Annotated in this window: 15 protein-coding genes; 8 read left to right on the top strand and 7 right to left on the bottom strand. The window is 69.2% G+C overall.

What is annotated here, in order from left to right:
* Positions 1–114: 114 nt before the first annotated feature.
* The gene (locus tag ACFY3I_RS31490) at positions 115–726 is read left to right on the top strand and encodes a hypothetical protein (RefSeq protein ID WP_390864475.1); all 612 of its coding nucleotides are present in this window, start codon (positions 115–117) and stop codon (positions 724–726) included.
* Positions 727–769: 43 nt separating this feature from the next.
* Here the strand turns inward: ACFY3I_RS31490 and ACFY3I_RS31485 are convergent, their stop codons facing one another.
* Positions 770–1,087, bottom strand: a complete 318-nt coding sequence (locus ACFY3I_RS31485; RefSeq protein WP_390864474.1) for a deoxyxylulose-5-phosphate synthase — start codon at positions 1,085–1,087, stop codon at positions 770–772.
* Between the two features lie 97 nt (positions 1,088–1,184).
* Positions 1,185–1,373, bottom strand: coding sequence for a hypothetical protein (locus tag ACFY3I_RS31480; RefSeq protein WP_365284770.1), 189 nt, complete (start codon positions 1,371–1,373; stop codon positions 1,185–1,187).
* Between the two features lie 505 nt (positions 1,374–1,878).
* On the opposite strand from ACFY3I_RS31480, the gene ACFY3I_RS31475 reads away from it, so the two are divergent.
* Entirely contained in the window at positions 1,879–2,520 is a 642-nt protein-coding gene (locus ACFY3I_RS31475) for a hypothetical protein (RefSeq protein WP_390864473.1), read from the top strand.
* 208 nt (positions 2,521–2,728) lie between these two features.
* Positions 2,729–3,460, top strand: coding sequence for a ferritin-like domain-containing protein (locus tag ACFY3I_RS31470; RefSeq protein ID WP_390864472.1), 732 nt, complete (start codon positions 2,729–2,731; stop codon positions 3,458–3,460).
* 132 nt (positions 3,461–3,592) lie between these two features.
* Here the strand turns inward: ACFY3I_RS31470 and ACFY3I_RS31465 are convergent, their stop codons facing one another.
* Together ACFY3I_RS31465 and ACFY3I_RS31460 are read right to left on the bottom strand one after the other, a co-directional pair.
* Positions 3,593–3,799 carry a dehydrogenase gene (locus ACFY3I_RS31465; RefSeq protein WP_390864471.1) on the bottom strand — a complete coding sequence of 69 codons (207 nt, stop codon included), beginning with the start codon at positions 3,797–3,799 and terminating at the stop codon, positions 3,593–3,595.
* A gap of 549 nt (positions 3,800–4,348) precedes the next feature.
* Entirely contained in the window at positions 4,349–4,762 is a 414-nt protein-coding gene (locus ACFY3I_RS31460; protein WP_390864470.1) for a hypothetical protein, read from the bottom strand.
* A 279-nt stretch (positions 4,763–5,041) separates the two neighbouring features.
* Between ACFY3I_RS31460 and ACFY3I_RS31455 the strand changes: the two genes are divergently transcribed.
* Together ACFY3I_RS31455 and ACFY3I_RS31450 are read left to right on the top strand one after the other, a co-directional pair.
* Entirely contained in the window at positions 5,042–5,809 is a 768-nt protein-coding gene (locus ACFY3I_RS31455; protein WP_390864469.1) for a hypothetical protein, read from the top strand.
* Between the two features lie 181 nt (positions 5,810–5,990).
* Positions 5,991–6,629: a hypothetical protein gene (locus ACFY3I_RS31450; protein WP_390864468.1), complete on the top strand. Its 639-nt coding sequence runs from the start codon at positions 5,991–5,993 to the stop codon at positions 6,627–6,629.
* Positions 6,630–6,696: 67 nt separating this feature from the next.
* Here the strand turns inward: ACFY3I_RS31450 and ACFY3I_RS31445 are convergent, their stop codons facing one another.
* Positions 6,697–6,885 carry a hypothetical protein gene (locus ACFY3I_RS31445; protein WP_390864467.1) on the bottom strand — a complete coding sequence of 63 codons (189 nt, stop codon included), beginning with the start codon at positions 6,883–6,885 and terminating at the stop codon, positions 6,697–6,699.
* 239 nt (positions 6,886–7,124) lie between these two features.
* Between ACFY3I_RS31445 and ACFY3I_RS31440 the strand changes: the two genes are divergently transcribed.
* From ACFY3I_RS31440 to ACFY3I_RS31430, 3 genes are all read left to right on the top strand, one after another.
* The gene (locus ACFY3I_RS31440) at positions 7,125–7,406 is read left to right on the top strand and encodes a hypothetical protein (protein ID WP_390864466.1); all 282 of its coding nucleotides are present in this window, start codon (positions 7,125–7,127) and stop codon (positions 7,404–7,406) included.
* A 247-nt stretch (positions 7,407–7,653) separates the two neighbouring features.
* Positions 7,654–9,339, top strand: a complete 1,686-nt coding sequence (locus ACFY3I_RS31435) for an LCP family protein (protein ID WP_390864465.1) — start codon at positions 7,654–7,656, stop codon at positions 9,337–9,339.
* A 214-nt stretch (positions 9,340–9,553) separates the two neighbouring features.
* Entirely contained in the window at positions 9,554–10,048 is a 495-nt protein-coding gene (locus tag ACFY3I_RS31430) for a hypothetical protein (protein WP_390864463.1), read from the top strand.
* A 157-nt stretch (positions 10,049–10,205) separates the two neighbouring features.
* On the opposite strand, the gene ACFY3I_RS31425 is transcribed toward ACFY3I_RS31430, so the two are convergent.
* Positions 10,206–10,625, bottom strand: a complete 420-nt coding sequence (locus ACFY3I_RS31425) for a hypothetical protein (protein WP_390864462.1) — start codon at positions 10,623–10,625, stop codon at positions 10,206–10,208.
* Positions 10,626–10,823: 198 nt separating this feature from the next.
* A complete protein-coding gene (locus ACFY3I_RS31420) occupies positions 10,824–11,417 on the bottom strand; it encodes a hypothetical protein (protein WP_390864461.1) in 594 nt (197 codons plus the stop codon).
* Between the last annotated feature and the right edge of the window lie 300 nt (positions 11,418–11,717).

Genomic DNA, 11,717 nt, shown 5'->3' with positions numbered 1-11,717 from the left:
CGCCCTCGGCGGGGACGTACCACGTTGGGGTGAACCACCAGGTAAGCGGCAACCGCACGTCTTCTTCACATGTCACACATCTTGCTTACGGCGGCAGACATCTGAGGGGGACACATGAACAACCACGAGCATCCGCACGCCGGATGGGCGGGCCGGCAGCAGCCCTACGGACAGCCCCCGGTCCAGTCGCAGCCGCCGGGCAGGGGACCCGGCGCGGGAAAGGTCGTCGGTCTCGGCTGTCTCGGCCTCCTCGGCGTGGCCGTCGTCATCGGCGTCGCCGCCGCGGTCGTCGGCGACCACGGCTCGGACGGCTCCGGCGGCGCCGCCCCGAAGGCCACGTCCACGTCCGCCGCTACGACCGCCACCGCGGCCGGTCACGGGACATCGGCCGGCGCCCAGGACGACGACAGGAAGGCCGCGGCCCCGAAGACCGTCGTCTTCAAGGTCTGGGGGACCGCGCCGGCCGGAGTGCTCGGCGGCCTCGACATCAACTACGGCTCGGACAGCGACACCCGCAAGGGCGAGTTCAGGAACGGCAGGTTCGAAGCGACTCTGCCCTTCACGAAGGGCGCGCTGTACTACACGCTCAACGCCCAACTGCAGGGCTCCGGGGACATCAACTGCAGCGTCACCGTGGACGGGACGACGAAGTCCGGACACGCGTCGGGCGGCTACAACATCTGCGACACCCAACTCACCAGCGACTTCACCGGCGGCTGGCGGTAGCCGGTAGGCGTGGGAGCGACCGCCACCTCGGGCCGGCCGACCCTCAGGGCAGTTCGTGGCGGACCAGGGCCCGGGCGAACGGTTCGCCGGTGGCCCGGGCGTAGGCCATCCGCTCGCGCACCTCGCTGAGGGTGCGTGGCCGGTAACCGGGGTCGCAGCAGCAGCTCTTGTGGAAGCGGACACCGGCGTTCAGCAGCACGGAGAGGGTGCGCCAGGCTGCGGTGTCCCGCCTCCTGGGCGCCGCGAACGCGGAACCGACGTGGATCAGCGGCCCGGCGCAGCGTGGACAGACCCGGTCGTGGTCGTGGTGGCCGGGGTAGGGCTGCTTGTACGAGGCCCGGCCCGTCGTGGCCCCCGGCACATGGCCCCCGGCACCCGGCGCGCCTGCGCGATCATGGTTGCGCTCACGCGGGAGCGCCCCGCAGCCCAGTACGCGGCTGCGGGGCGCATGGCGGGGTTCAGTCGACCATCTGCCCGTCGTACATGCCGCCCTTGCAGGTGTTGTTCGCCCAGTTGACCGTTCCGCCGCCCTGCTCGCACTCACCCGGGGTGAGGCTCGCGGCGGAGGCGGTGGGGGCGCCGGTGAGGCCGAGTCCGGCGAGGGCTGCCGCGGCGATGACGGCGGCGAGGATTCGTCGAATGCGCATGTGGTTCGCCTTTCACGGATTGCCCGGTTGGGACACCACTCAGCTTGATGTTGATCCATGTGGGTGACACGTCCTATTGAGCCGTTCGGGTGACATCGCTGTCGGGTACGGACCGGTGACGCGACCGGCCGGACGGGCCGGTCTCGCCAGGATGAGCGGCGGCCGACGCGACGGTGTCACCGCAGGTCATTGGCCCGAACTCGAATACACGTACGAGATATCACCGTGCCGGGGAGTGCCTTCGTCACGGCCCCGGCCGCCGGCGCGCAGCGAGGCGGACGTCCGCCACGGGAACCGTGACCAGGTGGCAGGGACATCCGGCGCGGCGGGGACATCCGCCATCGACCCCGGAATCGGCGTTTTCCCGGATCTCCGGCGATCCCGGGGCATCCGTACGACCGCCTCGAGCGTCCATATCCTTCGGATCCGTTTACGACCTTGCGGATCCGTTCCCGGCCAAGGACAGCGCCGCTCTCGCGGGCAGCCGGCACAAGTGAGGTTCGCATTGAGACGCAACAGCCGCACCACCCGTCGTCCCGTCACCGCCGTGCTGGCCCTCTGCGCCGCCGGCATGGCCGTAGTCACCGGCTGCACGTCCGGCGGTGCGGCGAAGGCCGACCACCGCCCCTCCCCGTCCGTCACGACGAACTCGGCGACCGGTACGCCGGAGCCCGGTTCCCCGACCACCGGAAGCGCCACGCCCACAACGTCCACCGCATCCGCCGCCCCGCCGCACGCCACCACGAAGCCCTCGTCGCCCGCACCAGCCACGTCCACGGCCGCCGGCTGCCGGTCACTCACCGTGTCGCCCGCCGTGAAGGCCGAGGTGACCGCGGCCTACGGCCGCCAGAGCCGACCCCAGCTCGTGCACATCCGGCCCCGGACCAGCACCTTCTTCTACGGCGACTGCGACGGGACCACCTATGCGGCGGCCATGTTCGTGCCCACCGCCGGCGCCACCGAGGCCGAGCAGGTCGCCGGCCAGGACGAGGGCGCCGCGATGAAGTACTTCACCCGTGCCGGCAACGGCTCCTGGACCCTGATCGCCAGCGACGGCCTGCCCCGCGACCCGCGCGGCTGCGCCGCGATCCGGCAGATCCCGCCGCGTCTCGCCACCCTCTGGGCCGGCTGCCGGGCGATTCCGTAGCCGGGGAGCCCCGCCGGGGGCCGGGCCGCAGCGGCTGATGTCCTGACTGGGGAGCGGCCGTTCACGAGGGACCGGCGGGGCCTCCTGCCCGGCCCGCGCACGTGAATCCGTGAGCTGTGGGCGTCCGGCAGCCGTGGAACGGTTCGGTGTCCGCCTGCGTCGTCCCTCTCCAGGGCACGGTGGCCGTGTTCCGGAGAGGGGAGACCGGGTGCATACGGACGGCTTCGCCAAGTGGACAAGGCGGTTCGAGGAGGAGCGCGAGCGCAGGCGTGCCCAGGGTGATCCGGACTGGGGGCGGAACGCGACGCTGCATCCGGCGGTGTGGGCCGGCATCCAGCGCTTCCAGGTCGGCGAGGACGGTGACGGCGCCAACCTCGTCGGCAAGGCGGACGAGGCCGGCGACGCCGACTACGGGCGGGCGGTCCGGCTCTTCGTCGCCGAGGAACAGAACCACGCCCGTCTGCTTGCGCGTCTGCTCGCCGCGGGGGGCATACCCACGTTGACCGGGCACTGGAGCGACACGGCCTTCGTACGGCTACGGCGTCTGATGGGCCTGCGCATGGAGTTGCTGGTGCTGATGATCGCGGAAGTGGTGGCACTGCGTTACTACCGGGCGCTGCGTGATGGCGCCGGCGATGCGCTCACCTCGGAGGTGGCGGGGCGGATCCTGTCCGACGAGGAACGTCACGTGCCGTTCCACTGCGAGCGGCTGCACGCCTCCCTGGGGGAGCTGCCCCAGCCCGTGCGCCGCCCGGTGATGACCCTGTGGCGACTTCTTCTGCTCGCGGCCTGTCTCCTCGTCGCCGCCGACCACGGCCCGGCACTCCGCCGACTCGGCATCGGACGCCTGCGATTCGTGGGCGATGTCATGGCCTCGTCCCGTGCGGTGGTCTCCGCGGTGCTGGTGCCCCGCCCGGATGCATGGACAAGCGCGAGCTGAGAACGACAACCCACCCCTCCCCGAAACCTCGGCAGGGGTCCGGTCCGAAGCCACTCCGGCTGCTGTCGGCGACCGGTTCGGCGGCGGTCGGACAGAGACGCCGGTGCCCGCCTCCGTACCGCGCCGTCGATGTCAGCCGTCCATCAGATCCGGGTAGGGGCAGATTTCCAGCTCGGCGGTGGGACGGTCGGCCCACTTCCACCAGACGTGCCGGTTGGAGCAACCCCAGACCACACGGCAGGTGCGGCGGTCGTCCTCCTCACGATGACAGAGCGCCATCGCGCCGGCCTTCAACGGGCCACCGCACTGGGGACAGGTCGGTACGGCTTCGGGAGGCATCCCCGGACCATACGCCTCGGCTCCGGCGCCCGTACCCCTGAGCCCGCGAAGCCGCGGCGATGGGCATGGGCATGGGCAGCAGGATCGGGTCCGTTGTCAGTGCCCGCGGCTATGTTCTCCCTCGCGCGGTCGGCTTCCGGGGGTTCCAGCTCCGAAAGGAATGGTTGCATCCCTGGTCTGTCCGGGGGCGGCCCGGAGACTCGTCCGGGACCCAACCGACGACTGGGCTTCGTCGATGGCCAAGCAGTGACCTGCCAGCGCCGACCGCGCACCACCCCCGGCCCGGCCGATGCCGGGGTGCACGCCGTCCAACTGTGACGGTGGCCCCCGGGAGCCTTCAACGGGACCGTACGACGCCGACCGAGCCGAAAAGCAAGACGCACGAGGCCATGGGCCACACGTCAAAAGCCCCTGGACCACGATCGGGCCGGGAGGCCGGGGGGCCGGGGGCCGGCGTCTGAAGTCGCCCGAGACGTGTCAACTCTCCGCGTAGGCGCCGGCCGGCCCCGAAGGGGTGGGGTGGGCGCGGGCGCTGGGCGGTGGTGCGGTTCAGTCCCCGGAAGATCCGAAGAAGCCGACATGGGTAGGTCGGCCATCGGTGTAAAGGATCACGTAGACACCGGTCCAGCGCACCTCGTGTTCACCGAGCAGAGTCGTGTCCTCGTCCACGGGCCGTCTATGACGCATGGCCTCGTTCGCCCGAGCCATCACGTCCTCGTACTGCTGCGCGGTCGGACGCTCCGTGCCGAAGTGGTGCACGAGCCGGGCGGTGGACAGCGGACGGACCGTGAAGTAGTCCGCCTCCCGCTCCCGAGGAGGCTTGGTCGTCTCGACCACGCGCCGCATGTCCAGAATCGAATGGGTGCCCTCCTCGCCCATGAACTCCTCATCGGCGTAGAGCTCCTCACGGCTCTCGTACTCGTCGCCGTCGCCGTACAACTCCTGGAAGACCTCGTCGTGCAAGGCCTCAAGCGTCGCCTCGACACTTCCTCTGTAGGAAGTGACGTAGTCCCACCCACTGGCACCCATGCCCCAGCCCGTTCCCTTCGTTGCCGACCGACGGGACCTCACGGTAGCGCCCGGCTCTGACAGCCGATGAGTGACGCGGATGACCCGCCCGCCCCCACCACTCTGCCCCGTCCCCGTCCCAGCGACGGCCAGCGCAAGGCCCCGCCTCACCGGGTAAGGTGTCGCTCTTCGGTCGGCGGAAGCCGTACGGAGTCCTCGAAGGCCGGGCACATCATGCGTACCGCCGACCATCCCGCACGCCGCCGTCTCAGCGCCGCCCTGGACACCCTCTCCGCCACCTTCAGCGGCATGACCGCCCATCCGGACGAACGTAACTGCGAGTGTCATTGGGGCAGTTCGGAGGAGCTGTCCCTCCTGAAGACACCGGACATGGAACTGGAGCCAGACCTCCTGCGCCGGACCTGGCAGGCGATCGACTGGCTCGACCACTCGGCCGTGCTGCGCCGCATCCTGCCGCAGTTCGCCACTGCCCTGGTCGCCGGTCGCGTGGAGCCCCTGTTCGGAATGGAAGAGGCCGGCTACTCCTTCGCCCGCGCCCGCTGGCAGCAGTGGCCTGACGAGCACGCCGATCCGGTACGGGAGTTCCTGCATGCCTGGTGGGTACAGAGCCTCACCGATCCGGAGGCGTCCGTGCCGGCGCACCAGGTCTTCGCGATGTGTGCCGAGGCGTCCGGAACGGTCGGCCCCTGGCTTGCCGACTGGGAGAAGGAGACCGGGCACCTCAGCGACCGACGTCTCGCCGAGGCGGCCGCGGAATGGGAGTACGAACTCCTGGGAGACTGTCTCCCGTGGTACGTCGACTGGTACGAGCGCGACGAGGAGGAGACGCGCATCGAACTGGTCGCCTGGCTCCTCGGCCCCGCTACGGTACGGCTCCGTGAGTCGGGCGCTCCGGCGGAACTCCAGCACCGGATACGACTGCTCGGACTCACGGGCGAGGACCGCTACACGGACCCGCACTGGCCTGGTCACCGCTACTGACGATCGGCGGGCGGGGGGAGGCGTGCCACTGGGAAGCAACGGATCACGACGCGTAGTCCATGTCGCCGACGTCATCGGGGCCGCCCTACGGATGCCGCCCCTGCATCGAGGCCGCCTTCCTCTGCCGGCGATGAAGACCACCTGAAAGCTCATGTGCGGGGCCGGAGCGAGCGGAACTCGGATGACCACGGGTTCCGGTCGGCTCTACCGTGCGGTGGTGATCAGCTTTGAGGGAGTACGCCTGGGCGCGGAGGCCGCACGTCGCCTGGCAGAGACGGGCCTCTACGAGTTCGAGCCGGGGCTGACGGACGTCGAGTTCGACCGCATCGAAGGCGAGTACGGCTTCGAGTTCGCGGACGATCACCGAGCGTTCCTTGCGGCCGGCCTTCCGGTCAACGTGCCTCCCGAGGACGGACAGACCTGGTCCAGGCCCTGGCCGGAATGGCGCGGCGGTGATCTGGACAGCTTGCGCCGGCAGCTTGACTGGCCGGTTGAGGGTGTCCTCCTCGACGTCGAGCACAACGGGTTCTGGTACGAGGGTTGGGGTGAGCGCCCGGTCGACGAGGCCGCCGCGCTCGATGCGGCGCGGCATCATCTGTCGGCGGTGCCGGTGCTGGTGCCCGTGTATGCCCACCGGTACCTGCCCGCCGGTCAGGGAAGCTTCGGGCACCCGGTGCTCTCGATGTGGCAGACCGACATCATCTACTACGGGTCGGACCTGGTCGACTACATGCACCGGGAGTTTGACGAGGCGCGAGGCCAGGTTGACGAGAACTGGAGCCCGCGAGCGACGGCTCCCTTCTGGCGGGACCTTCTCTGACCGAGCAACGGCTATTTGTGGCCGGGCAGGGCGCTGACCTGCTCGAACAGGCTGGGCGCGGCCCCGTCTACCGCTTCTGCGCTCGGCAACGCCTCATCAGTGCGGTGATCCGCGCTTGATCCGCCTGACCGTTCAGCTCGGCCAGGAGATCGTCAGGACACAACTCGTAGAGATCGCCCCACCATCGGCGACCTCGGTTGTCCCAGATTCGGTACCCGCCCGGCACACCTCTGGCAACGAAGCGTCTCTTGCTCACCGTCCCCTGCTCCCAGCGCAGATCGCGTCTTCATCTCGCGTCTTCATCGAACCTCGTACCCGGCCCAGACCATACGCAGGCCCGGACGATGCCACGCCGCTACAGCGAGCCGTCAACGCACTTGCTCGCGAGATACGGCACCCCACTTCCCCGGTGACGGCTGTCTGCCCGAGGAGGACCGGCCCACGGTGCGGTGGGCCGGCGTGATGGTGCTCCGCCCGACTTCCCTGCCATCAGGCATGGAGGAGACCTACGAGGAGGCGTGTGCGCGCCTCGGCGTCGAGGCCCGTGCCGAGGGCTGGGCGCTGTGGAACACCTGGGGCAAGGGCGGGGGGAGGGTCACCATGGTGGTCTCGGCGGCCGACACGACAGTCGGGCTGCTGACCAACTGGGCGCGGGGCAGGCACGTGTACCCGGTCACCCCACTTCCCTCCCGGATAGCCCACATCCAACAGGGATGGGCCGGCCCCATGACGTTCTCACCTTTCGGCGTCGAACGGTTGGGCCTCACGGGGCAGTGACCTGCGACGGCCAGGCGATCCCACGCCCCCTGCTCAGGGAGCTGAGGGACAAGCCCGCTGATCGGTAAGCGGACGGCTTCTCAGGGCGCGCCCGTCCGCAAGGAGCGCACGTCCGATCCGGGCAGTCGGGCCAAGGCGAACAGGCCCGGGCTCCGGGGTCGTTGGGGATGCAACCGAACGCGGGTTTGGATTGTCGTACTCCCCGATCGTTCCATGATTCACCGGCCCGACGTGCGAGGAAGTGCCCATGACGAAGCCCTCCAGAGGATCGCGGAGGCACGGAGCCCGTCGGAGCGGGGCGGACGGGTCGGATCCCGCGCTGCCGGTAGCCGGCGGCCGGGCCGCCCTGCGCAAGGGCCGGAGGAAGTCGGGCGGAAGGCGGACCCTGAGGATCGTCGGGTTGGCGATGGGCTTCGTGCTGTTGCTCGGTATCGGCACGGCGGCATACGCCTACTGGAAGCTGACCAGCGCCATCAAGTCCGATGACCTCTCCGCCAACGGCAAGGACGGTGCGGGACACGAGACACCGGACGCGTTCGGACGCAGCCCGATCAACATCCTCGTCATCGGTTCGGACGCCCGCGCGAACGCCTCGGACTGCAAGCTCGGCGGCGCCTGCGGGGAAGCCAGCGGCGCCCGGGCAGACGTGGAGATGGTGGTGCACATATCGGCCGACCGGTCGAACGCCACCGTGCTGAGCATCCCTCGCGACCTGCGGAGCAGTTGGAGCGGCTGCCACGCCGCGAACCACCCCAGCATGGGCCCGCAGTCCAACCAGATGATCAACTCGGCCCTGGAGGGCGGGCCGGGCTGCAGTGTCGTCGCCGTGCACGAACTCACCGGGATCCCCATCGACCACTTCATGATGGTCGACTTCTCCGGAGTGGTCTCGATGTCCCACGCGGTGGGCGGGGTCCCGATCTGCGTCAACCACGACGTGTACGACCCCTACAGCCACCTGAAGTTGAAGGAGGGCTCGCACGTACTGGAGGGCCGGGCGGCACTGGAGTTCGTTCGTACCCGGCACGGCTTCGGGGACTCCAGCGACAGCCGAGGCCGGACCGCCGCGCAGCACATCTTCCTCAGTTCCCTGCTCAACCAACTGAAGACCAAGGGCACTCTGAGCAGCCCCACCAAAATGTGGGCCATCGCCAACGCCGCCACCCAGTCGCTGACCGTCGACAACTCGCTGAACTCCGCCACCAAGCTCGTCGGCCTGGCCGGTGACCTCGACAAGGTCCCCGCGAGCCGCGTCGCCTTCGCCACCATGCAGACGCACGACCTCAAGGTGAACGGAGTCTGGCAGACACTGGTCACCAATCCGGGCGCGAAGGACATGTTCAGGAGCATCGCGAACGACCAGTCGCTCACGGCCGCGGCCCGTCCGGCGTCGCCGTCCGCCGCTCCCACCGCCAAGGCCGTTGCGACATCCGTGATCGCCGTACAGGTGCAGAACGGCACGACCGTCCGAGGCCGAGCCGGGACGATCAGCCAAGAACTCCTCCGCCGGGGCTTCAGCAAGCAGACCGCCGCTGCCAACGGGACCCCGGCCACCACCACGTCGTTGGCCTATCCGGCCGGCCAAATGCCGCAGGCCCGGGCCGTTGCCAAGGCGCTCGGCCTGCCGGCGCCGGTGCTCAAGCAGGGATCCGGCACCGGGATCGTGCTGGTCATCGGTACCGACTGGCCCAGCGGTACCAGCTTCCCCGGCGGCAAGACCGCCCCGGCATCCGTCGACACCCAGGCCGCCCTCGACGGCGCCAATATGAAGCTTGGCGACGACAACGACACGTGCGCCCAGGTCAGCACCTTCAACACGGCGATCGGGCTGAACGCATCCGGCAAGCCCACCTCCTCGGACCATCCGGCATCCAGCACCTCCCCGACGCACGCCTACGCCCTGAGCCCGGAGGTGGAGGACTCGGCCCCCTGAGGCGCCCGCCGCGCTACCCACCAGGGCTGAAGCCGTGGGGACTGGCGTGCGCCGCCCCCCGACAGGACCCTTCTTCGCAGTGGCTGTGGCCTCGACGGCGGACGGCTGACGGCTGACACGTTTTGAGCTGTGGCCTCATCGACATTTGTGGGGTGGGTCGAGCCGCCCCGACGGTCCGGCCGTAGCGGCTGGACCGCGAAGCTACGCTTCGGCCATGCCTCCTCAGAACCCGTCCGCCGCGGACCATGCCGACGACCAGTTGTCGATCGTCGACGGCTTGATCCTTCGGCCCTTCCCTGACGAGGAGGGCCGACCGGACGCGAACGGGCAGTGGGGCGGGCCCGGCTTCCACCTGGCGGTGCTCCGTGAGAGCCGGGACTTCTGGGAAGACCGGAGCACCGAGATCGTCGACGCGGCCGAAGGGGCGCTGGCTGCCGACCTTGCCGCGCTGGCTGTCGTTCTCACCGGACGCTGGGGTGCCCCAGAGGTTGTCGACCTGTGGCCCTATCTCGGGCTTGACGACCCGGACTACCCCGGCAACGAGGCGCCCGAGCCGTTCAGCTACCTGTGCAACGTCGCCGTGGACATGCAGGTTTGGCGGGTACCGACTGCCGGCCGCTGGCTCGGCCTCACCATCGGCCAGGGGGACCGAGAGCTCCCCTTCGAGCTTCTTGCCGCCGTCGGTGAGAGTTCCGCGTTTCCGAGGTGAGCGGAGAAGGCCGATCAACGGCCCCTGTGCCTCGGTCGATCGTCCGCTGAGGTCGGGCGCCGACCGCTGCCGTTCGCGCTTGTTGGTACCAGCCGCCGTATACGGATGCCCGCTGATCTGGGCGGGAGCGATGCCCGGTCAGGTCAGCGCTGGGAATCTAGAGGCGGGCGTCGAGCCGGTGCTGCAGCGAACCGTCCGGGCCGAAAACATCCATGAAGTAGCCCTGTCGCGCCGAGAGCCCCTCGTCGCGAAACAGGAATCCAGTGATCGACCCCTTCAGCTCATCAAGCTTTTCAGCGCTGTCATCTGGGTCGCGCGTCCACACGGTCAGCAGGGGTGCGTCGCTGTCGCCGCTGGCACGCTGGATCTTGATCCCGTACACATCATGCGTCCCGCCGGATCGGCGGTAGCGATCGGCCAGTTGGGATGCCGCGCCGGGCGGGACGGTGGTGGTGACCGTAGGGCCTGGGGTGACGGAGGGACGGGCGGAGTGCTTGTCGTCGTCCATGGTGCAGGCGGACAACAGAGTGATGGCTCCGATGCATACCAGTGCGGGCAAGCGTACGGTTCGCTTCATCCCGCCATCCTTGCCGACCCACGACAGCAGTGATGTCGCTTTGAAAGGGCACGCGAGGCCGGCCGGCAAGAAGGGCACTCTGGCTGATGTGGGGCACGCGGCTGCTTGGCGCCTGCTGTTCCCCGTGAGTCACCGCTCGTTCTGGCACGGTTGTGGCACGGCAGACATCGGATCCGTTGGTCGAAGTACCGGCAGGGGTCAGTGCTGCGGTACTTCCCCAGCGGCGATCTCGAATCCGGAAGATTCATCCCACGGAACCGCCTTCCACAGGCTCACGAGAGCGGCCCAGATGTGGTGCACGAGAGCCCAGTCGGGGTTGTCCCCGCTGAGGGTGATGGCGGCCAGCAGGTCGCATCCCCAGATACCTTGCTCGTCGTTGGGCGATGCAGCGATCACGGACTCCGCGATCTCGGCCACCCCCACGTGCAGTTCCAGTGTCAGCAAGTCAGCAACAGGCCCGTCGCTGTCCTTGCTGCGAGTCCCGAGCCTGAACGCGGCCACCGAGTCCTCGTACGGCCCCAACCACTCGCCTACCAAACCGTTGCCGCTCTCCAGCAAGCAGTCCAGTAGGTGATCAAGTGCCTCGTCGCCGCGCTCTTCCCCGGAGCGGCAGAAGAAGCTGAGTCGGTAGGCCATGATTCCCCTGTCGTCCGCACTGATCGGGAGCTGATGCGCCGCGCCGTCATGCATGCCGCCCCAGCCACGACGAGTTCGCCACAGCAGCTCGCGCGCCGCGCTGATCTGCAGGAAGCGGTATGCCGAGTTCGTGCAGGGCTTGGGTATAAAGCTCACGGATCTCGGTCGCGTCGCTCCTGCGCGGCAGTCCGGCCAGCTCGCGCAAGGCAGGGGAATCATGCCCGTCGACGAGGGCATGGGCAGCGAGCATGGGGAGTTCCTCGGGCGGGAGTACCTCCGCTGCGTACTGCCAGGTGCTCTGCTGCAAGCGGTCCATGCGCTCATCGTGGAGGCGATGAGAGGTCCTGGCCAGCGATCTACCGGTGGACCTCGACTTCTTCTTGCCCTGGGCGTTGCCGGAGATCTTGGCGACCTTCTGCTTCCCAGTTCAGGGACGGTGGGCTGGGAGGCCTGGTC

Source organism: Streptomyces sp. NPDC001068, from assembly GCF_042897315.1.
Classification (GTDB): Bacteria; Actinomycetota; Actinomycetes; order Streptomycetales; family Streptomycetaceae; genus Streptomyces.
The sequence above is the reverse complement of the archived record's forward strand: the minus strand, read 5'-3'. Positions and strand labels throughout refer to the sequence as shown.